The following is a 20022-nucleotide window of genomic DNA, read 5'->3' as shown; positions in this document are numbered from 1 at the left end:
CGATAAAGTCTATTTTGCCCACTCAGGGTTAACGAAATGAAGGATGTCCGGCAGTAAATCGGTCGCCAACATGCCTCTTGTTCCTTGTCTTTCCGCTACGCGATCGCCGGCCGCGCCGTGTACAACGCAGCCCGCACAGGCGGCATCATACAGCGAGAGCTTTTGCGCCAGCAAACCGCCGATGATGCCCGACAGCACATCGCCCATGCCGCCGGAGGCCATGCCGGCGTTGCCGACATCGGCGATCGCCATCTGCCCCTGCTCATCGGCGATCAGCGTACCTGCGCCTTTCAGCACCGCCACGCCACCGTAGCGCGCCGTCAGCTTGCGCACGGCAAGTAAGCGATCACTCTCGATGTCGGCAGTGCTGCAGCTCAACAACCGCGCCGCCTCTCCAGGATGCGGAGTCATCACGCGATTCTGCCGTTTCTCGGGATTTAATGCCAGCAAGTTCAGCGCATCGGCGTCCCACAAGGCCGGTTTATCGCTGGTTTGCAGCACGTTCAGGGCGTTTTTGCCCCACTCAGCCTGGCCCAGACCCGGGCCAATCACCAGCACATCCGCCCATTGCATCGCCTGCCGCAGCGTCGCCTCGTCCAGCGCCTGCGCCATCAGCTCCGGCCGAGCCGCCAACAGCGGCGCGACATGCTCCATGTGAGTAAGCACTCGCACCAATCCAGCCCCACTACGCAGCGCCGCTTCCGCCGCCATGCGAATGGCGCCGCCGAACCCGCGATCGCCGCCCACCAACAGCAGGCGGCCATGCTCGCCCTTATGGGCGCAGGGACGGCGCGGATGCAGCCAACGCGGCAACACCTCGGCGGTAAGCCGCTGAATCTGCTCCGGTTGCTTCGCCAACCAACCCGATAAGCCTAGCGCATTCTGATGAAGTTGCCCGACCCAGTCGCGCGCCTGGCCGGTCAGCAACCCCGGCTTGAGGCCGATGAACGTGACGGTGTGCGCGGCACGCACGACCGCGCCCGGCGCCGCGCCGCTCTCCGCCAGCAGGCCGGACGGGATGTCAAGAGCCACCACCGGTGCCGAATGGCGGTTGGCGGCCTCGATCAGCGCGTCGTAGGGCGCACGCGGCGCGCTGCCCAGGCCGGTACCTAACAGGCCGTCGATGATGAGAGAAACAGACGCCGGCCAGCGGCTACTCGCCGGCAGAATGTCGCCGCCTGCGGCTTGCCAGGCCTCGCGGGCCGCTGCGGCTTCCGGTGGCAAAGGCCGTGCACCGTCGCAGGCGATCAGCGTCACCTGCACGCCCGCCGCCTTCGCCAGGCGCGCCACCACATAGCCGTCGCCGCCGTTGTTGCCGTGGCCGCACAGCACCAGCCAGTGGTCGCGGGAGGGATACGCGTTGCGCGCCAGCGCGTAGGCCGCCTGACCGGCGCGCTGCATCAAATCGTAAAGAGAAATACCGAGCGAGGCCGCCGCTGCGGGTTCCGAGCGACGGATCCAATCCGCAGGCCAGACAGAGTGTGGTAAACTGTCAGCGTATGCTTTTTCACTGTGGCCCGTCATGACGCACCCCCTCGATCTCCATCAACTCGCCCAACATATCAAGCAATGGGGGCAATCGCTAGGATTCCAGCAGGTTGGCATCTGCGATACCGATTTGAGCCTTGAAGAGCCGAAGCTGCAGGCCTGGCTCGACAAACAGTACCACGGCGAAATGGAATGGATGGCGCGCCACGGCATGCTGCGCGCACGCCCTCACGAACTGTTGCCGGGCACGCTGCGAGTGATCAGCGTACGCATGAACTACCTGCCGGCCAAGGCGGCATTTGCCAGCACCTTGCAAAATCCGCAGCTGGGCTACGTCAGCCGCTATGCGCTGGGGCGCGACTATCACAAGCTGTTGCGCCAGCGCCTGAAAAAGTTGGGCGATCAGATCCAGGCCTACTGCGGCGAGTTGAATTTCCGCCCCTTTGTCGATTCTGCGCCGGTGATGGAACGCGCGCTGGCCGCCAAGGCGGGCATCGGCTGGGTTGGTAAACACTCACTAATTCTCAACCGTGAAGCCGGGTCGTGGTTTTTCCTCGGCGAATTGCTGATCGATCTGCCGCTGCCGGTAGACCAGCCGCAGGAAGAGCAGTGCGGCCGCTGCGTCGCCTGCATCACCACCTGCCCGACCGGCGCCATCGTCGCCCCCTATACCGTAGACGCCCGGCGCTGCATCTCCTACCTGACCATCGAGCTGGAAGGCGCGATCCCGGAGGAGTTCCGCCCGCTGCTCGGCAACCGCATCTACGGCTGCGACGACTGCCAGCTGATCTGCCCGTGGAACCGCTTTTCGCAGCTTACCGACGAAGACGATTTCAGCCCGCGCGCCGCGCTGCATGCGCCGCAGTTGATCGATCTGTTCAACTGGACGGAGGAAAAATTCCTGCGCATCACCGAAGGCTCGGCGATACGCCGCATCGGCCATCTGCGCTGGCTGCGCAATATCGCCGTGGCGCTGGGCAATGCGCCCTACGAGGACGGCATCGTGCTCGCACTGCGCACCCGTTTGGGCCAGAACGCCATGCTGGACGAACATATCCACTGGGCGCTGGCGCAACAGCTCGCCCGCCGCGAAGCGCAGGGCATCGAGGTGCAAACGGCGCAGAAAAAACGGCTGATACGGGCTGTGGAAAAAGGTTTGCCAAGGGATGCCTGACGGCGTGCGCCATTCGGACGTAGCGCCGGAAGACTCACTCTGTGGATTTGTGCATAAAAATAAAAACACGTTGTCTTTCAACTGCAACAAAAAGAGCAAGTGATCGGCATAACGTTTTGGGATAAATAAATAAACTTATAAATCAAATAGATAAATATTTAATTTGTATGACGTTGATTTTTCAGGCAGGCGAGTTTATGTGCAGAGGCTGTGGATAACTCTGTTCACAACATTTTTACCAGGCGTGTAAAACGGGACAAAAACCCGCGCCGGATAAGGCGTTGGATTTGAGTTTGAAACGAAGAGAAAATTGGAGCGGGAAACGAGACTCGAACTCGCGACCCCGACCTTGGCAAGGTCGTGCTCTACCAACTGAGCTATTCCCGCATTGAGATGCTTTTGGCATCCGGCCACCAAACACTGGCGTGACCTTTGAATTTTTGGAGCGGGAAACGAGGCTCGAACTCGCGACCTCAACCTTGGCAAGGTTGCGCTCTACCAACTGAGCTATTCCCGCGTCGCATAGGTACTGCTTGATACTGCTTTATTTATTCATCATGCCGCATCGCGACATTGTTGAATTTGGAGCGGGAAACGAGACTCGAACTCGCGACCCCGACCTTGGCAAGGTCGTGCTCTACCAACTGAGCTATTCCCGCCCGGCGTATCGATGGTGGAACGTTACGAAATTCTTCATCGGTACGGGGTGCGCATTATACGAGAAATCCTTTTTGCCGCAAGCCCCTGAAAGCAAAAAAACGCGATTTTTGTTTGATTGCCGATTAAAGCGCCAGATTGGCGAATTAAGCGGCTAAAACCGGCGTTTTTTCCCCGCAGAGGCCCTCGCACCTTAGAGCTGGATGAAATGTTCGCGGTAATACGCCAGTTCGGCCACCGATTCACGAATGTCGTCCAGCGCCTGATGGGTGCCCTGCTTTTTAAAGCCGGCGAGAATTTCCGGCTTCCAGCGGCGCGCCAGCTCCTTCAGCGTGCTGACGTCCAGGTAGCGGTAATGGAAGTAGGCCTCCAGCTCCGGCATATAGCGGAACAGGAAACGGCGATCCTGGCCCACGCTGTTGCCGCAGATCGGCGATTTGCCGGCCGGCACCCACTGCTGCAGGAAGGCTATCGTTTCCAGCTCGGCGGCGCGATCGTCCTGGCGGCTGGCTTTCACCCGCTCCACCAGCCCGCTGCCGGTATGGGTACGCACGTTCCACTCGTCCATCAGCGCCAGCTGTTCGTCGGACTGATGTACGGCGATCACCGGCCCTTCCGCCAGGATGTTCAGGTTGGCGTCGGTGACCAGCGTGGCGATCTCGATAATGCGGTCACGCTCGGGATCCAGCCCGGTCATCTCCAAATCGATCCAAATCAGGTTATTTTCGTTTCCTGTCATGATGTTTCCTGCCTAAAAGCCGAGAGAAAAACGCTGTGCGGACGAGACGGCGGGCGCCGCCGGTGGCGACGCGCCGCAGCCGACGGCTAACAACGGTTATTTAATATAAAATAGCGTGTATCATAGTCTTTTTGGTCGCCCTGGGCGACATATACCCCGACGGGTTCAAGGCTGCGGCCGGGGAAGGCCCCAACCGCCGCCGTACGTGTAAAGGTATAAAATCGAGTCAAGTGAGGCGCAGTGAGTAAGAACAAACTGTCCAAAGGTCAGCAACGCCGCGTGCAGGCGAACCATCAGCGCCGTCTGAAGCGCGCTGATAACAAACCGGAACCGGATGATTCCCAACTGGGCGAGCCGCAGGAAGGCGTCGTCATCAGCCGTTTCGGCATGCACGCCGACGTTGAGGCGCCGGATGGCACTCAGCACCGCTGCAATATCCGCCGTACGCTGCGTTCGCTGGTCACCGGCGATCGCGTGGTGTGGCGCCCCGGCCTGGGTACCCATGAAGGGGTGAAGGGCATCGTGGAAGCGGTGCACGAACGCACCTCGGTGCTGACGCGCCCGGACTTCTACGACGGCGTGAAGCCGATCGCCGCCAATATCAATCAGATCGTCATCGTGTCGGCGATCCTGCCCGAGCTGTCGCTGAACATCATCGACCGCTATCTGGTGGCCTGCGAAACGCTCGAAGTCGAGCCGCTGATCGTGCTCAACAAAATCGACCTGCTGGACGCCGAAGCGCGCAAGCTGGTCGACGGCATGATGGATATCTATCGCAAGATTGGCTACCGGGTGCTGGAAGTCTCCAGCCAGACGCGGGAAGGCATGGCGGAGTTCGAACAGGCGCTGGCCGGGCGCATCAGCATCTTCGCCGGCCAGTCCGGCGTCGGCAAATCCAGCCTGCTGAATGCGCTGCTGCCGCCGTCCGAAGAGCAAATTCTGGTAAATCAGGTTTCCGACGTATCGGGCCTCGGGCAACATACCACCACCGCCGCGCGGCTGTACCATTTCCAGCACGGCGGCGACGTGATCGACTCCCCGGGGGTGCGCGAGTTTGGCCTGTGGCACCTGGAGCCGGAACAAATCACCCGCGGATTTGTCGAATTCCGTGATTATTTAGGTGGTTGCAAATTCCGCGACTGCCGCCACGATACCGATCCCGGCTGCGCCATCCGCGCGGCGATGGAGAAAGGCGATATCGCGGAAGAGCGTTTCGACAACTATCACCGCATTCTGGAAAGCATGGCGCAGGTGAAGGTTCGCAAGAACTTCACGGACGCCGCAGACTGACACTGACGGGCGGGCATTGACGACGGCGAGGCCCTCGTTACAATGCGCGCCCTTTACCCTGATTCACGAGGTTAACGTGCTGGATAGCATCAAGATTAAATTGCAATATTGGCTACCGAAGCTGGCGCTGACCCGCCTGGCGGGCTGGGGCGCCGACAAACGGGCCGGCTGGCTGACCCAACTGGTGATCAAGGCCTTCGCCCGCTTCTACCGCGTGGACATGCAGGAAGCGCAAAATCCGGACCTGGCGTCTTACGCCACCTTCAACGACTTCTTCGTGCGCCCGCTGCGCGATGGCGCACGCCCAATCATCGCCGACGCCAACTGGCTGGCGCTGCCCGCCGATGGCGCCATCAGCCAGCTCGGCCCGATCCGCGACGATCAAATCTTCCAGGCCAAAGGCCATCACTACAGCCTGGAAGCGCTGCTGGCCGGCAACTACCTGCTGGCCGAACCGTTCCGCAACGGCCTGTTCGCCACGACCTATCTGGCGCCGCGCGATTACCACCGCGTGCACATGCCATGCTCCGGCGTGCTGCGCGAAATGATCTATGTGCCGGGCGATCTGTTCTCGGTCAACCCGCTCACCGCCGCCAACGTGCCTAACCTGTTCGCGCGCAACGAGCGCGTGATCTGCGTGTTCGACACCGACATCGGGCCGATGGTGCAAATTCTGGTCGGCGCCACCATCGTCGGCAGCATCGAAACCGTTTGGGCCGGCACCGTCACGCCGCCGCGCGAAGGCATCATCAAACGCTGGACCTACCCGGCCGCCGGTGAAGAGGGCGCCATCGCGCTGGAAAAAGGCGCCGAGATGGGCCGCTTCAAGCTTGGCTCCACGGTGATCAATCTGTTTACCGCAGGCAGCGTGCAGCTCGCGCCGCAGTTGCAAAACGGCACCGTCACCCGCATGGGTGAGGCGTTCGCCGAAATCCCGGCCGCCGCTGAAACACCACAGACCCCGCTCTAAAGGAATCGACGCCGTGCGCCTGATCATCACGCTTTTGCTCGGTTGCCTGCTGTGGCAACCGGCGCTGGCCGCTCCCCTGCCGACCGAGACCCAGCTCAAGCAAGAGCTGAAGCAGGCGGAAAGCAGCAAAAACGCGCCGAATCAGGCGGAGACCACCGAGGCGCTGCAAAGCGCCCTCAACTGGCTGGCGGAGCGTAAAGAGTCGCAGACTCGCTCCGAGCAGTATCAGAGGGTGATCGACGATTTCCCGAAGATGACGCAGGAACTGCGCCGCCAGCTGGTGCTGGAAAGCAACAAGATCCTGCCGAACGGCGACGATCTGCCGGCCGCCGAGTTGGAACAGCAGATCCTGCAAACCAGCAGTCTGCTGCTGGAACAGGCGCGCCTGCTGCAGCAAGAGCAGGATCGCACGCGGGAAATCAGCGATTCACTCGGCCAGCTGCCGCAGCAGCAGACCGACGCCCGCCGTGCGCTGACGGAAGTGCAGCGCCGCCTGCAGGCGCAGCCCGCCAACCCGACCACGCCGTACGCGCAGGCCGCCCTGGCCCTGCTGCAGACCGAAGCCGCGGCGCGCAAGGCCAAAGTGGACGAGCTGGAACTGGCGCAGCTGTCGGCCAACAACCGGCAGGAGCTGGCGCGCATGCGCGCCGAAGTCTATAAAAAGCGCCACGAGAAAATAGACGTTCAACTGCAGGCGCTGCGCAACAACCTCAACGCCCAGCGCCAACGCGAAGCGGAACAGGCGCTGGAAAAAACCGAGCAGTTGGCCGAGCAGAACGGCGATTTGCCAAAAAGCATCAGCCAACAGCTGCAGATCAACCGCGAACTGTCCGCCGCGCTGAACAGCCAGGCGCAGCGCATGGATCTGATTTCATCGCAGCAGCGGCAGGCGGCGGCGCAGACGCTGCAGGTGCGCCAGGCGCTGAGCACCATCATCGAGCAGGCCCAGTGGCTCGGTTCGTCGTCGGCGCTGGGGGAAACCCTGCGCGCCCAGGTGGCGACGCTGCCGGAAATGCCCAAGCCGCAACAGCTGGACGGCGACATGGCCCAGCTGCGCGTGCAGCGCCTGCAGTTTGAAACTCAGCTGGAAAAACTGTCGCAGCGCGAATTCAAGCGCGACGACGGCAGCGCGCTGACCAACCAGGAGCAGCGCATCGTCGATGCCCAGCTGCGCACCCAGCGCGAGCTGCTGAACTCGTTGTTGTCCGGTTGCGACACCCAAATCCTCGAGCTGACCAAGCTGAAGGTGGCCAACACCCAGTTGATCGAAGCGTTGAACGAAATTCGCGACGCCACCCACCGCTATCTGTTCTGGGTGCCGGACGTCAATCCGATCAACTTCTCTTATCCGCTCAACGTGGCGCACGATCTGACGCGCGTTCTGTCGCTGGACACGCTGTCGCAGCTCGGCGGCGCCTTCATGATGATGGTGACCAGCCGCGAAACGCTGATCCCGATCTTCGGCGCCCTGCTGCTGGTGATTTTCAGCATCAGTTCGCGCAAGCACTACCACGCCTTCCTCGAGCGCGCCAGCAGCCGCGTCGGCAAGGTGACGCAGGACGAATTCTTCCTGACGGTGCGCACCGTGTTCTGGTCGATTCTGGTGGCGATGCCGCTGCCGGTGCTGTGGGCCGCGCTCGGCTACGGCCTGCAGAGCGCCTGGAACTACCCGGTGGCGGAAGCGATCGGCAAAGGGGTGACCGCCACGCTGCCGATCCTGTGGATCTGCATGATCTGCGCCGCCTTCGCCCACCCGCAAGGGTTGTTCATCGTGCACTTCCGCTGGCCGGCGAAGCAGGTTTCGCGCGCCATGCGCTACTACAAGATGTCGATCTGGCTGATCGTGCCGCTGATCATGGCGCTGATCACCTTCGATAGCCTGAAAGAGCGCGAGTTCGCCAACACGCTGGGGCGGCTGTGCTTCATTCTGCTGTGTCTGGCGCTGGCGCTGGTCACCCACAGCCTCAAACGCGCCGGCATCCCGCTGTATCTGGATAAAAACGGCTCCGGCGACAACATGCTCAACAGCGCCTTCTGGGGGCTGCTGCTGTCGGCGCCGCTGCTGGCGGCGCTGGCGTCGAGCGTCGGTTATCTCACCACCGCGCAGGCGCTGCTGGCGCGCCTGGAAACCTCGGTGGCGATTTGGTTCCTGCTGCTGGTCGTCTACCACATCATCCGCCGCTGGATGCTGATCCAACGGCGACGCATCGCCTTCGACCGCGCCAAACAGCGCCGCGCGGACATTCTGGCCCAGCGCGCCCGCGGCGAAGACGAAACCTCGCATACCCCGAACAGCACCGAAGGTTCGGTGGATATGGACTACTCAGAGATAGACCTGGATACCATCAGCGCCCAGTCGCTGCGGCTGGTGCGTTCGATCCTGACGCTGATCGCGCTGGTGTCGGTGATCGTTTTGTGGTCGGAGATCCACTCCGCCTTCAGCTTCCTGGAAAATATCTCGCTGTGGGACGTGACCTCGACGGTCAACGGCGTGGAAACCGCCCATCCGATCACCCTCGGCGCAGTGCTGATCGCCATTCTGGTATTGATCATCACCATGCAGCTGGTGCGCAACCTGCCGGCGCTGCTGGAACTGGCGGTGCTGCAGCACCTGGATCTGTCGCCGGGCACCGGTTACGCCATCACCACCATCACCAAATACCTGCTGTTGCTGTTCGGCGCCATTCTCAGCTTTTCCTGGATCGGCATCGAATGGTCGAAACTGCAGTGGGTGGTCACCGCGCTCAGCGTGGGTCTCGGCTTTGGCATGCAGGAGATTTTCTCCAACTTCATCTCCGGCCTGATCATCCTGTTCGAGAAGCCGATCCGCATCGGCGATACCGTAACGATCCGCAACCTGACCGGCACGATAACCAAGATCAATACCCGCGCGACCACCATCGCCGATTGGGACCGCAAAGAGATCATCGTGCCGAACAAGGCGTTCATCACCGAGCAGTTCGTCAACTGGTCGCTCTCGGACGCCATCACCCGCGTGGTGCTGACCGTGCCGGCCCCGGGCGAGGCCAATAGCGAAGAGGTGACCAAGATCCTGATGAACGCTGCCGAGCGCTGTTCGCTGGTGCTGGACAATCCGGTGCCGGAAGTCTACCTGGTCGATTTGCAACAGGGCATTCAGATCTTCGAGATGCGTATTTACGCCGCCGAGATGGGCCACCGCATGCCGTTGCGCCACGAGATCCACCAGTTGATCCTGGCGGGCTACCGCGAGCACGGCATCACGCTGCCGTACCCGCCGTTCCAGGTGCGCACCGAGACGCTGTCGCGGCTGACCAACAACGGCCGTACGCCGCCGTCCACGCCGGCGCCGAACACCAAGCGCGACGCCGGGGGGCTGTAAGCGGTTCTCGCGATAAAAAAAGGGCCGGCAAATGCCGACCCTTTTGCTTTTCTCTGCGCCTGAAACGTCAGGCGATCCCAACCGGGAAGGCCAACACGTCGCTCAGGCTCTCGGCGCCCAGCGCCAGCATCACCAGGCGATCCACGCCCAGCGCCACGCCGGAACATTCCGGCATGCCGTGCTGCAACGCCGCCAGCAGGTTGTAGTCGATCGGCTGCTGCGGCAGGCCGCGCTCCGCGCGTTTGCGATTGTCCTGCTCGAAGCGCTGCTGCTGTTCACGGCCGTCGGTCAGCTCGCGGAAACCGTTCGCCAGCTCAATGCCCTTGAAGTACACCTCGAAACGCTCCGCCACGCGGTGGTCTTCGGTGCTGATCTCCGCCAACGCCGCCTGGCTGGCCGGGAAGTGGTAAACGAACGCCGGCTTTTCACGGCCGATATGCGGCTCCACGCCCACGGTAAACAGCAGCTGCAGCAGCGTATCGCGGTCTTCTTCAGTATCGGCGATGTTGCTCAAGTCGAGCTTGGCCGCCGCTTCACGCAGCTGCGCCTTCTCCGCCGACAGCGGATCGATGTCCAGATGGCGCAGGAACGCCTGCTGATAAGACAGGGTCTCCGCGCTCTCGCAGTCCAGCACCTGTTGCAGCAAATCGTCCACCTCGTTCATCAGGCGGTACATGTCGTAGTGCGGACGGTACCACTCCAGCATGGTGAATTCCGGGTTGTGATGCCGCCCGGCTTCTTCATTGCGGAAGCTGCGCCCCATTTGGTAGATCGGGCCGCTGCCCGCCGCCAGCAGGCGCTTCATGTGATATTCCGGGCTGGTCATCATGTATAGCGTCAGGCCCTCTGCCGCCCCCGGCCCGACGAAACGCGTCTCGAACGGGAACAGGTGAACGTCGGTGACCGTCGCCTGGCTCATGGTGGGCGTCTCAACTTCCAGCACGCCACGATCGGCGAAGAAACGCCGGATCTCAGCCAGAATCGCTGCGCGTTTCAACAAATTGGCGATGGGTGCACTAGGCTGCCAGCTTGCCGTTTCGCTCATGGTAATTAACTCCGAAATCAAACAGGGGATGCAGTCTACTCGCATCCTTGCAGCCAAACAAATTCTTCACGATGCACAACCGGCCATAACGCCAATTTCCGATAAATAGGCGACAAAAGCGCGTTAAAAAGGGTAAAGCACGCCGAACACGCGAAAAGGCAGGCAAGCCTGTTGGTCGAGCGTTAATCGACAAAACAATCGATCACATCAAATTTCGACTACTTAACTTTAGGTATAGTTAATTCCCCATTATTGGTGGGAGATATCTATCCTTAACCTTTAAGCAACATTAATCGGTTCAATTAGTTAGCACCCGAAGAGCTCGCTAAATTTTAAGCATAGATATTTAACTTGCCGTTCTTAACAAGAACATTGGAGGAATGCAGTGCAAACCTTTAACGCCGATCTTGCCATTATTGGGGCCGGGGGCGCTGGTTTACGTGCAGCAATAGCCGCAGCGGAAGCCAATCCCCAACTGAAAATCGCGCTGATCTCTAAGGTCTACCCGATGCGCAGCCATACGGTCGCCGCCGAGGGGGGCTCCGCCGCCGTCACCCAGGATCACGATACCTTCGACTACCACTTCCACGACACCGTCGCCGGCGGCGACTGGCTGTGCGAACAGGACGTGGTCGATCACTTCGTCCATCAGTGCCCACGCGAGATGACCCAGCTCGAGCAGTGGGGTTGCCCGTGGAGCCGCAAACCGGATGGGTCGGTCAACGTGCGGCGCTTCGGCGGCATGAAGATCGAACGCACCTGGTTCGCCGCCGACAAGACCGGCTTCCACATGCTGCACACCCTGTTCCAGACCTCGCTGAAATACCCGCAAATTCAACGCTTCGACGAGCACTTCGTGCTGGATATCCTGGTGGATGACGGCCAGGCGCGCGGCCTGGTGGCGCTCAACATGATGGAAGGCACCCGCGTGCAGATCCGCGCCAACGCAGTGGTGATGGCCACCGGCGGCGCCGGGCGCGTCTACCGCTACAACACCAACGGCGGCATCGTTACCGGCGACGGCATGGGCATGGCGTTCCACCACGGCGTGCCGCTGCGCGACATGGAGTTCGTGCAGTATCACCCGACCGGCCTGCCCGGTTCCGGCATCCTGATGACCGAGGGCTGCCGCGGCGAAGGCGGCATCCTGGTGAACAAGGACGGCTACCGTTACCTGCAAGATTATGGCATGGGCCCGGAAACCCCGCTGGGCGAGCCGAAGAACAAATACATGGAGCTGGGCCCGCGCGACAAGGTGTCCCAGGCCTTCTGGCACGAATGGCGCGCCGACCGCACCATCGCCACCCCGCGCGGCGACGTGGTCTACCTCGATCTGCGCCACCTGGGCGAGAAAAAGCTGCTGGAGCGGCTGCCGTTCATCTGCGAACTGGCCAAGGCCTACGTCGGCGTCGATCCGGTGAAAGATCCGATCCCGGTGCGCCCTACCGCGCACTACACCATGGGCGGCATTGAAACCGATCAGAATTGCGAAACCCGCATCAAGGGGCTGTTCGCGGTCGGCGAATGCTCCTCCGTCGGCCTGCACGGCGCCAACCGTCTCGGCTCCAACTCGCTGGCAGAACTGGTGGTGTTCGGCCGCGTCGCCGGTGAGCACGCGGCGCGGCGCGCGCTGGAAACCGCGCCGGCCAACGGCAGCGCGCTGGATGCGCAAACCCGCGATGTCGAAACCCGCCTGAGCAACCTGATGAAGCAGGAAGGCAACGAAAACTGGGCGAAGATCCGCGACGAAATGGGGCTGTCGATGGAAGAGGGCTGCGGCATCTACCGCACGCCGGAGCTGATGCAAAAAACCATCGATAAGCTGGCGGAGCTGAAAGAGCGCTTCAAGCGCGTCAACATCACCGACAACTCCAGCGTGTTCAACACCGATCTGCTGTACACCATCGAGCTGGGCTACGGCCTGGACGTCGCCGAATGCATGGCGCACTCCGCGTTTAACCGCAAAGAGTCGCGCGGCGCTCACCAGCGCCTGGACGAAGGCTGCACCGAGCGCGACGACGTCAACTTCCTCAAGCATACGCTGGCGTTCCATAACCCGCAGGGCGCGCCACGTCTCGAATACAGCGACGTAAAAATCACCAAGCTGCCGCCGGCCAAACGCGTCTACGGCGCAGAAGCCGAAGCGCAGGAGAAAAAGAATAAGGAGCAGGCAAATGGCTGAGATGCAAACCCTGAAGATCGAAGTCATGCGCTATAACCCGGAAAGCGACGCCGAGCCGCATTTCGTCACCTACGCCGTGCCTTACGACGAACAGACCTCGCTGCTCGACGCGCTGGGCTACATCAAGGATAACCTGGCGCCGGATCTCTCCTACCGCTGGTCCTGCCGCATGGCGATCTGCGGCTCCTGCGGCATGATGGTCAACCGCGTGCCGAAGCTGGCGTGCAAAACCTTCCTGCGCGATTACGTCGGCGGCATGAAGGTCGAAGCGCTGGGCAACTTCCCGATCGAGCGCGATCTGGTGGTCGACATGACCCACTTCATCGAAAGCCTGGAGGCGATCAAGCCTTACATCATCGGCAACGATCGCAAGCCGGAAGACGGCCCGAACGTGCAGACCCCGGCGCAGATGGCCAAATATCACCAGTTCTCCGGCTGCATCAACTGCGGCCTGTGCTACGCCGCGTGCCCGCAGTTCGGCCTCAACCCCGAGTTTATCGGCCCGGCGGCGATCACGCTGGCGCACCGCTACAACCTGGACAACCGCGACCACGGCAAGAAACAGCGTATGCCGCAGCTTAACGGCCAAAACGGCGTCTGGAGCTGCACCTTCGTCGGCTATTGCTCAGAAGTCTGTCCGAAACACGTCGATCCCGCCGCCGCCATCCAGCAGGGCAAGGTGGAGAGCGCCAAAGACTTCATGATCGCCATGCTGAAGCCGCAATAAGGGAGAAAATTGCCATGACAACTCAACGTAAGCCCTATGTGCGCACCATGACGCCCACCTGGTGGCAAAAGCTCGGCTTTTACCGTTTCTACATGCTGCGCGAAGGCACCTCGGTGCTGGCGGTCTGGTTCAGCATCGTGCTGCTCTACGGCGTGTTCGCGCTAAAGGGCGGCGCCGAGAGCTGGGCCGGCTTCGTCGGCTTCTTGCAGAACCCGCTGGTGCTGTTGATCAACGTCGTCGCCCTGCTGGCGGCGGCGCTGCACACCAAAACCTGGTTCGATTTGGCGCCGAAGGCCGCCAATATCGTGGTCAACAGCGAGAAAATGGGGCCGGGCCCCATCGTGAAAGGGCTGTGGGCCGTCACCATCGTCGTCAGCGTGGTCATCCTGGCCGTGGCCCTGATCTAATCCGGAGGAAACATGATAAATCAAGCACCTAAACGCTCCGACGAGCCGGTTTTCTGGGGATTGTTCGGCGCCGGCGGCATGTGGAGCGCGATCGTCGCGCCGGCCATCGTGCTGCTGGTCGGCATTCTGCTGCCGCTGGGGCTGTTCCCCGGTGAAGCGCTGGGTTACGAGCGCGTGCTGGCGTTCTGCCAGAGCCTGATCGGCCGCTTGTTCCTGCTGCTGATGATCATCCTGCCGCTGTGGTGCGGCCTGCACCGCATCCACCATGCGATGCACGATCTGAAGATCCACGTACCGGCCGGCAAATGGGTGTTCTACGGTCTGGCGGCGATCCTCAGCGTGGTCACCGTTATCGGCGTCGTCACCCTGTAAACCGCTCAGGCGGCCAACGCCCGTTGGCCGCCCTTTGCTCATCGGCTACACTGTCTACTCGCCCCCGGTAAACAGGAGTCACCGATGCGTTTATGGTCAAAGCTTAGCGTCATGCTTTCCGCCCTGCTCTCCGTCGCTTGCAGCGTCTCCCCGCCCAAAGACATCAAGGTCGTGACCCCTTTCGACAGTCAGCGCTATCTCGGCACCTGGTACGAAATCGCGCGTCTGGATCATCGTTTTGAACGCGGTTTGCAGCGGGTGACCGCACACTACAGCCCACGCGCCGACGGCGGGCTGAAAGTCATCAATCGCGGCTTCAATCCGCAGAAACAGCAATGGCAAGAAAGCGAAGGCAAAGCCTACTTTATCGGTTCACCGCAGGTCGCGGCGCTGAAAGTGTCGTTCTTCGGCCCCTTCTACGGCGGCTATAACGTGATAGCCTTGGATCCGGAGTATCGCTACGCGCTGGTTTGCGGCCCTAACCGCGACTATCTGTGGATCCTGTCGCGCACCCCGACGCTTGACGCCGGCGTACGCGACAGCTTATTGCAGACGGCCAAAGGCTACGGTTTCGCCACCAATGCGCTGATCTGGGTGGAGCAGCCCGCCGATCAGTGACTGCTGAACTTCAGCCCGAGGATGCCGACCACGATCAGGCACAGGCTGATGATACGCGCGATATTGGTCGACTCGCCCAACAGCACCATGCCCATGATGGCCGCGCCCACCGCGCCGATGCCGGTCCACACCGCATAGGCGGTGCCGGCGGGCAGCGTTTTCATCGCGTTGGCCAACAACAACATGCTGACCACCATCGCGGCGATGGTGATGATGCTCGGCGTCAGCCGGGTAAAACCGTGAGTGTATTTCAGACCGATAGCCCAAACCACTTCAAGCAAACCGGCGATAAGCAGAATAATCCAGGCCATGAGACGGCCTCCCTTCCACTGGGGTCGTCCCCGATATAATGACGCGTAAACGGGTCGTCCCGTTCAGCGGGGTGAAGAACGGCGGGTAACCTCACCCGCACTGCGGCAGGATAGCAGCAGCGTTAACGCTCAGGCAAGAGGAGGAAATGCGGCGGCCCTCCGCACGCGGAACGCCGCCGGGTGGAGAACGGATTATTCCGCGCTGCGCTGAATGGCCTTGCCGCCGGCCTGAATGTCCTCACCCACGCCGCGGGTGGTATTACAGGCGGTCAACGAGGTCAAAATCATCAAAGAGAAGATCGCGATAATACTTTTCTTCAGCATAAGAAAGTCCTTATTTGTCGTTGATGAAAAAGTACGGCTTTCTAAGCTTAGTCAAAATTGGCGCAGGGAGTGGAATCACCACCGGCTTTGTGGCGCAAATACATCGGGTTAAAGGGCGGGATCAGCTGGCCGTGCGCGAAATGGCGCCGCCGAGATGCTGCACGTCCTCGCCGAAACCGCGAAACGTATTGCAACCGCTAAGGGAGAAAAGGAACAACAGGGAGAGCACGGCCAACAACGTTTTCTTGAACATGCGGGTTTTCTGCCAACGAACGGGGATGGGATAAAACAGAGGAACCGCGGGGGTTCCTCTGCTTTGAAACTTATTTAACGCGAGAGACGTATTCGCCAGAGCGAGTGTCAACTTTGATCACTTCGCCGATCTGGACGAACAACGGCACTTTAACCACGGCGCCGGTGCTCAGGGTAGCCGGCTTGCCGCCAGTCCCTGCGGTATCGCCTTTCAGGCCAGGATCGGTATCGGTGATTTCCGCTTCGATGAAGTTCGGCGGCTGAACGGCGATTGGACGGCCATCCCACAGGGTGATGATGCACTCTGCGTTATCCTGCAGCCATTTGGCCGCGTCGCCGACGGTTTTGCCGTCAACCTGATGCTGTTCGAAAGACTCAGGGTGCATGAAGTGGTAGAACTCACCGTCGCTGTACAGGTAGTTCATGTTGGTGTCCATCACGTCTGCGCCTTCGCAAGAATCGGTAGACTTGAAGGTTTTTTCCACGCGGGTGCCGGTCAGCAGACGACGCATTTTCACGCGTGCAAACGCCTGGCCTTTGCCCGGCTTAACGAACTCACTGGCTTCGACGGCGTAAGGTTCGCCCTCGAACATGATTTTAAGACCCGGACGGAAATCGTTGCTAGAATAAGTCGCCATGATGGCCCTCTGAATATTTGAACTGGTAGCTTAGCCAAAAAAATGGCACACATTATAACCCAAAGTACGGCACATAGAGAAGATTGGTTGCATCAACTCGCCGATGTTATTACCGATCCAGATGAATTACTGCAGCTTTTGTCACTGAATACGCACCCGGAACTGCCGCAGGGGCGCGATGCCCGCCGGCTGTTTGCCCTGCGCGTGCCGCGCGCCTTCGCTGCGCGCATGCGCCCCGGCGATGCCAACGACCCGCTGCTGCGCCAGGTGCTGACCGCCAGAGAGGAGTTCATCAACGCCCCAGGGTTCACCACCGATCCGCTCGATGAGCAGCGCAGCGTGGTGCCGGGCCTGCTGCACAAATACCGCAATCGCGCGCTGCTGCTGGTCAAGGGCGGCTGTGCGGTCAACTGCCGTTACTGCTTCCGCCGCCACTTCCCCTATCAGGATAATCAGGGCAACAAGAACAACTGGCGGCAGGCGCTGGATTATATCCGCCAACACCCGGAACTGGACGAGATCATTTTTTCCGGCGGCGATCCGCTGATGGCCAAAGACAGCGAGCTGGAGTGGCTGGTCGGCGAGCTGGAGGCCATCCCGCACCTGAAACGCCTGCGCATTCACACCCGTCTGCCGGTGGTGATCCCGGCGCGCATCACGCCGGCGCTGTGCCGCCTGCTATCGGCCTCGCGCCTGCAGGTGCTGATGGTCACGCACATCAACCACGCCAACGAAATTGACCGCGATCTGCAAAGCGCCATGGAGCAGCTGCGCCTCGCCGGCGTCACGCTGCTCAACCAGAGCGTGCTGCTGCGCGACGTCAACGACGATGCCGACACGCTGGCGGCGCTCAGCAATGCGCTGTTCGACGCCGGTATCCTGCCTTACTACATCCACGTGCTGGACAAGGTGCAGGGCGCGGCGCACTTCATGGTCAGCGACGATGAAGCGCGCGCCATCATGCAGGCGCTGCTGAGCAAGGTGTCCGGTTATCTGGTGCCGCGCCTGACGCGCGAAGTGGGCGGCGAACCGAGCAAAACGCCGATCGATCTGCGCCTGATGCAGGAGTGACGTGCGCCAAATGCCCCAACGAAAAGAGGAATGCCGTGGCATTCCTCTTTTTTTACCTCTTTGCGGCTGCGGCCTCAGCGCCTTACGGGCACTTGTAAACCTGGCCGACCATTTTGCTGTCCAGCGGTGCGAAGCTGGAGAGCAGGTTCTGGCTCGGGCTGTTGGCGCCGTAGATCACGTTGCCGCCCATGGCCGCCGCCTTGTTGCGCAGATCGTTGGCCGCCCCGCGCATGGAGCTACCTTCACCGCCGTTGCCGGACAGCCAGTTGCTCTGGGTGCCGGTCACTTCCCCCAACAGCTGGCATTCCGCCGCCGGCTTGCTGTCGGTGAACTTGATCTGCTGACCCGCAGCGGTCAGTTCATGAGTGGTGCTGCAACCCGCCAGCAGCATCGCTGCCGAGAGACCCAGTAAGGCTTTAATCCGCATCTTGTTCCCCATTCGATGTTGAGAATTACGCAAAAGCTTATCAGAAAGCGATGCCATCTCTTAAGCATCCGTTGCCACGCGAGCGGGCCAACGTCTTGAGCGACAGCTGATGACTTAACAGTTTACCAGCTAAATCGCCCCCGGCGGCAAAAATATCATCAAATACAGTGCGGCGGCGTTATGCCCAACCGGCAACGGCCGCCGATGCCTGCGCTTCGTCCTGGCGCGTTTCCCCCTCCGCCAGTTGGAATACCGCCACCGCCTGCGCCAGCAGGGCCGCCTGCTCCTCCACGCCGACGGCGGTGGTCGCCACCTCCTCCACCAGCGCGGCGTTCTGCTGCGTCACCTGATCCATCTGGGTCACCGCCACTCCGACCTGCTCAATGCCCTTGCTTTGCTCTTCCGACGCGTACGAGATGTTGTCCATCAGCGACGTCACCTGGTTCACCGAGCCAACGATGGCATTCATCGTCTCGCCCGCCTGCTCGACCAGGCGCACGCCGACGGCGATATCGCCGGTTACGCCGTCGACCAAACTGCTGATCTCCTTGGCCGAGGTCGCGCAGCGCTGCGCCAGATTGCGCACCTCGCCGGCCACCACCGCAAAACCCCTGCCTTGTTCTCCGGCTCGCGCGGCCTCCACGGCGGCGTTCAGCGCCAGAATATTGGTCTGGAAGGCGATGCCGTCGATCACGCTGGTGATATCCCCCACCTGGCGCGCGCTGTCGTTGATAGCCCGCATCTTGTCGACCGCGTTGGCCATCAGCGTTTCGCCGTTGCGGGCAATGCCGGCAGTCTGATTGACCATGCCGGCGGCCTGGCTGGCGTTATCGGCGTTTTGCCGCACCGTAGCGGTGATCTGTTCCATGCTGGCGGCGGTTTCCGTCAGCGCGCTGGCCTGTTCTTCCGTACGGCTGGAAAGATCGGCGTTGCCGACGGCGATCTCGTGCGTACCGTGATTGATCGACTCCACGCCATCACGCACCTGTTGCACGGTGGCGCTCAGCTCCTGCTGCATCGTCCGCAGGCTGGCGAACAGCATGCCGATCTCATTGCTGTTGCGTACCGCGATCTCGCTGCGCAGATCGCCGCGCCCAACCTTTTGCAAGTGTTCGGCAATCTGGCGCAGCGGCAGGATCAAGCGCCGGCGGAAATCACGTTGCACGGCGACCAGCAGCAGCAGGATCGCCGCCAGGGTGCCGCTCAGCAGGCGTGCAAAGACTTTTTGGGTCTGCACCGCCGCCTCCACCGCCAGACGATGAGCGGCCACCGTGGCCCGCATGTAGTCGGCAAACTGGCTATCCAGCCGCTGGCGCACCTGGCGCTTCTCAGCGGCCATGGCGTGCAGCCGCTCGATCAGCGCCGCCTGCGGCGTGTCGGCCAACAGCGTCAGCTCTTGCTTCAGCACCGCCTGCTGCGCCAGATAGACCGTTTTCATCGCCTCGCCCAGATCCGGGCGCGATACCGTCAGGCCCGGCGTCTCCCAAAACAGGTTGAACGCGACGTCGGCGCTGCGCAGCTCGTTACGTGCCTCAGTGATGCCCTTACGGATATCGGCGGCGTCCGTCTGCGCCATGCGCTCGAACGCCATGTTGTCGATCAGCGTCTGTGTTTGCAGCAAAGCACGCCAACTGCGGTTCAGCGCCGCTTCCTCGTCGGAGAAAGTGCTCATCCTGCCGATGCTGTTGCCGTTTTGCTGCATGAAATAGAAGGCGATGGCGCCGGTTCCCATGGGCATCAAGCCCAACAGCAACAGCATCAACATCAGCCAGGTGGCTATTTTCATATTTTTCAGCATAAGTCGTCTCCGTTGACAGTCACACCGGCGAGGGAAAATTCCCCGCCCGGTAGGGGCTATATCGGTACTAAACGACAACGGTTTAGGGTAAAAGCAAAATAATGCAATAATTCATTCATTAAACTAATAACAAGCTAAACAAACATTCTTTTTATTGATTTTTAAGATAAA

General features: G+C 61.1%; 19 protein-coding genes and 3 tRNA genes. 10 read left to right on the top strand and 12 right to left on the bottom strand.

The annotated features are described in order from the left end of the window. Positions 1 to 9 precede the first annotated feature (9 nt). On the bottom strand, positions 10 to 1524 hold the full coding sequence (nnr, locus tag SSARUM2_RS01515) for a bifunctional ADP-dependent NAD(P)H-hydrate dehydratase/NAD(P)H-hydrate epimerase (protein ID WP_049233074.1): 1515 nt from the start codon (positions 1522 to 1524) through the stop codon (positions 10 to 12). Here nnr and queG point away from each other — a divergent pair. Continuing rightward, positions 1523 to 2662 (top strand): tRNA epoxyqueuosine(34) reductase QueG, encoded by a 1140-nt coding sequence (queG, locus tag SSARUM2_RS01510; RefSeq protein ID WP_033648708.1) that lies wholly within the window; start codon positions 1523 to 1525, stop codon positions 2660 to 2662. The genes nnr and queG overlap by 2 nt on opposite strands. A gap of 311 nt (positions 2663 to 2973) precedes the next feature. On the opposite strand, the gene SSARUM2_RS01505 is transcribed toward queG, so the two are convergent. The 4 genes from SSARUM2_RS01505 to orn form a co-directional block, all read right to left on the bottom strand. After that, positions 2974 to 3049, bottom strand: a tRNA-Gly gene (locus SSARUM2_RS01505). Between the two features lie 54 nt (positions 3050 to 3103). Continuing rightward, positions 3104 to 3179, bottom strand: a tRNA-Gly gene (locus tag SSARUM2_RS01500). A 66-nt stretch (positions 3180 to 3245) separates the two neighbouring features. Next, positions 3246 to 3321: transfer RNA gene (locus tag SSARUM2_RS01495), tRNA-Gly, on the bottom strand. 191 nt (positions 3322 to 3512) lie between these two features. Next, on the bottom strand, positions 3513 to 4058 hold the full coding sequence (gene orn / locus SSARUM2_RS01490) for an oligoribonuclease (protein ID WP_033636776.1): 546 nt from the start codon (positions 4056 to 4058) through the stop codon (positions 3513 to 3515). Positions 4059 to 4298: 240 nt separating this feature from the next. Between orn and rsgA the strand changes: the two genes are divergently transcribed. The 3 genes from rsgA (at position 4299) to mscM (ending at position 9679) form a co-directional block, all read left to right on the top strand. After that, on the top strand, positions 4299 to 5348 hold the full coding sequence (gene rsgA / locus SSARUM2_RS01485) for a small ribosomal subunit biogenesis GTPase RsgA (protein WP_004929686.1): 1050 nt from the start codon (positions 4299 to 4301) through the stop codon (positions 5346 to 5348). A gap of 76 nt (positions 5349 to 5424) precedes the next feature. Beyond that, positions 5425 to 6318 carry an archaetidylserine decarboxylase gene (gene asd, locus SSARUM2_RS01480; RefSeq protein ID WP_047569661.1) on the top strand — a complete coding sequence of 298 codons (894 nt, stop codon included), beginning with the start codon at positions 5425 to 5427 and terminating at the stop codon, positions 6316 to 6318. Positions 6319 to 6331: 13 nt separating this feature from the next. Further along, entirely contained in the window at positions 6332 to 9679 is a 3348-nt protein-coding gene (gene mscM / locus SSARUM2_RS01475; RefSeq protein ID WP_033648710.1) for a miniconductance mechanosensitive channel MscM, read from the top strand. Positions 9680 to 9746: 67 nt separating this feature from the next. On the opposite strand, the gene epmA is transcribed toward mscM, so the two are convergent. Continuing rightward, positions 9747 to 10724 (bottom strand): elongation factor P--(R)-beta-lysine ligase, encoded by a 978-nt coding sequence (gene epmA, locus SSARUM2_RS01470; RefSeq protein ID WP_004929681.1) that lies wholly within the window; start codon positions 10722 to 10724, stop codon positions 9747 to 9749. Positions 10725 to 11109: 385 nt separating this feature from the next. On the opposite strand from epmA, the gene frdA reads away from it, so the two are divergent. From frdA to blc, 5 genes are all read left to right on the top strand, one after another. Beyond that, positions 11110 to 12906, top strand: coding sequence for a fumarate reductase (quinol) flavoprotein subunit (frdA, locus tag SSARUM2_RS01465; protein ID WP_060452842.1), 1797 nt, complete (start codon positions 11110 to 11112; stop codon positions 12904 to 12906). After that, positions 12899 to 13633 carry a succinate dehydrogenase/fumarate reductase iron-sulfur subunit gene (locus SSARUM2_RS01460; protein ID WP_033648713.1) on the top strand — a complete coding sequence of 245 codons (735 nt, stop codon included), beginning with the start codon at positions 12899 to 12901 and terminating at the stop codon, positions 13631 to 13633. Before frdA ends, SSARUM2_RS01460 begins: the two co-directional genes overlap by 8 nt. A 14-nt stretch (positions 13634 to 13647) precedes the next feature. Further along, complete coding sequence (frdC, locus tag SSARUM2_RS01455; protein WP_004929673.1) at positions 13648 to 14040, top strand: fumarate reductase subunit FrdC; 393 nt, start codon at positions 13648 to 13650, stop codon at positions 14038 to 14040. Positions 14041 to 14052: 12 nt separating this feature from the next. After that, positions 14053 to 14412 carry a fumarate reductase subunit FrdD gene (gene frdD, locus SSARUM2_RS01450; protein ID WP_033636768.1) on the top strand — a complete coding sequence of 120 codons (360 nt, stop codon included), beginning with the start codon at positions 14053 to 14055 and terminating at the stop codon, positions 14410 to 14412. 84 nt (positions 14413 to 14496) lie between these two features. Continuing rightward, complete coding sequence (blc, locus tag SSARUM2_RS01445; protein WP_060452843.1) at positions 14497 to 15030, top strand: outer membrane lipoprotein Blc; 534 nt, start codon at positions 14497 to 14499, stop codon at positions 15028 to 15030. Here the strand turns inward: blc and sugE are convergent. From sugE to efp, 4 genes are all read right to left on the bottom strand, one after another. Further along, positions 15024 to 15341 (bottom strand): quaternary ammonium compound efflux SMR transporter SugE, encoded by a 318-nt coding sequence (gene sugE / locus SSARUM2_RS01440; protein ID WP_004929669.1) that lies wholly within the window; start codon positions 15339 to 15341, stop codon positions 15024 to 15026. The two genes, blc and sugE, sit on opposite strands and share 7 nt — an antisense overlap. Positions 15342 to 15533: 192 nt before the next feature. Further along, on the bottom strand, positions 15534 to 15665 hold the full coding sequence (locus SSARUM2_RS01435) for an entericidin A/B family lipoprotein (protein WP_033636766.1): 132 nt from the start codon (positions 15663 to 15665) through the stop codon (positions 15534 to 15536). A 121-nt stretch (positions 15666 to 15786) separates the two neighbouring features. Further along, positions 15787 to 15918 (bottom strand): entericidin A/B family lipoprotein, encoded by a 132-nt coding sequence (locus SSARUM2_RS01430; protein WP_019453400.1) that lies wholly within the window; start codon positions 15916 to 15918, stop codon positions 15787 to 15789. Positions 15919 to 15988: 70 nt separating this feature from the next. After that, entirely contained in the window at positions 15989 to 16555 is a 567-nt protein-coding gene (efp, locus tag SSARUM2_RS01425; protein WP_004929666.1) for an elongation factor P, read from the bottom strand. Between the two features lie 42 nt (positions 16556 to 16597). Between efp and epmB the strand changes: the two genes are divergently transcribed. Further along, the gene (gene epmB / locus SSARUM2_RS01420; protein ID WP_049234702.1) at positions 16598 to 17626 is read left to right on the top strand and encodes an EF-P beta-lysylation protein EpmB; all 1029 of its coding nucleotides are present in this window, start codon (positions 16598 to 16600) and stop codon (positions 17624 to 17626) included. Positions 17627 to 17708: 82 nt separating this feature from the next. Here the strand turns inward: epmB and SSARUM2_RS01415 are convergent, their stop codons facing one another. After that, the gene (locus SSARUM2_RS01415; RefSeq protein ID WP_025305007.1) at positions 17709 to 18053 is read right to left on the bottom strand and encodes a DUF4156 domain-containing protein; all 345 of its coding nucleotides are present in this window, start codon (positions 18051 to 18053) and stop codon (positions 17709 to 17711) included. Positions 18054 to 18231: 178 nt separating this feature from the next. Beyond that, on the bottom strand, positions 18232 to 19851 hold the full coding sequence (locus tag SSARUM2_RS01410; protein ID WP_049194607.1) for a methyl-accepting chemotaxis protein: 1620 nt from the start codon (positions 19849 to 19851) through the stop codon (positions 18232 to 18234). Positions 19852 to 20022 lie beyond the last annotated feature (171 nt).

This window comes from Serratia sp. K-E0102 (genome assembly GCF_029962625.1).
Classification (GTDB): Bacteria; Pseudomonadota; Gammaproteobacteria; order Enterobacterales; family Enterobacteriaceae; genus Serratia; species Serratia sarumanii.
The sequence above is the reverse complement of the archived record's forward strand: the minus strand, read 5'-3'. Positions and strand labels throughout refer to the sequence as shown.

Excerpts from the sequence above, each read along its gene's own strand:
- queG (WP_033648708.1), top strand. The coding sequence starts at position 1,523 with ATGACGCACCCCCTCGATCTCCATCAACTCGCCCAACATATCAAGCAA.
- nnr (WP_049233074.1), bottom strand. The coding sequence starts at position 1,524 with ATGACGGGCCACAGTGAAAAAGCATACGCTGACAGTTTACCACACTCT.
- orn (WP_033636776.1), bottom strand. The coding sequence starts at position 4,058 with ATGACAGGAAACGAAAATAACCTGATTTGGATCGATTTGGAGATGACC.
- epmA (WP_004929681.1), bottom strand. The coding sequence starts at position 10,724 with ATGAGCGAAACGGCAAGCTGGCAGCCTAGTGCACCCATCGCCAATTTG.
- SSARUM2_RS01460 (WP_033648713.1), top strand. The coding sequence starts at position 12,899 with ATGGCTGAGATGCAAACCCTGAAGATCGAAGTCATGCGCTATAACCCG.
- frdC (WP_004929673.1), top strand. The coding sequence starts at position 13,648 with ATGACAACTCAACGTAAGCCCTATGTGCGCACCATGACGCCCACCTGG.
- frdD (WP_033636768.1), top strand. The coding sequence starts at position 14,053 with ATGATAAATCAAGCACCTAAACGCTCCGACGAGCCGGTTTTCTGGGGA.
- blc (WP_060452843.1), top strand. The coding sequence starts at position 14,497 with ATGCGTTTATGGTCAAAGCTTAGCGTCATGCTTTCCGCCCTGCTCTCC.
- sugE (WP_004929669.1), bottom strand. The coding sequence starts at position 15,341 with ATGGCCTGGATTATTCTGCTTATCGCCGGTTTGCTTGAAGTGGTTTGG.
- SSARUM2_RS01435 (WP_033636766.1), bottom strand. The coding sequence starts at position 15,665 with ATGCTGAAGAAAAGTATTATCGCGATCTTCTCTTTGATGATTTTGACC.
- SSARUM2_RS01430 (WP_019453400.1), bottom strand. The coding sequence starts at position 15,918 with ATGTTCAAGAAAACGTTGTTGGCCGTGCTCTCCCTGTTGTTCCTTTTC.
- efp (WP_004929666.1), bottom strand. The coding sequence starts at position 16,555 with ATGGCGACTTATTCTAGCAACGATTTCCGTCCGGGTCTTAAAATCATG.
- epmB (WP_049234702.1), top strand. The coding sequence starts at position 16,598 with ATGGCACACATTATAACCCAAAGTACGGCACATAGAGAAGATTGGTTG.
- SSARUM2_RS01415 (WP_025305007.1), bottom strand. The coding sequence starts at position 18,053 with ATGCGGATTAAAGCCTTACTGGGTCTCTCGGCAGCGATGCTGCTGGCG.
- SSARUM2_RS01410 (WP_049194607.1), bottom strand. The coding sequence starts at position 19,851 with ATGCTGAAAAATATGAAAATAGCCACCTGGCTGATGTTGATGCTGTTG.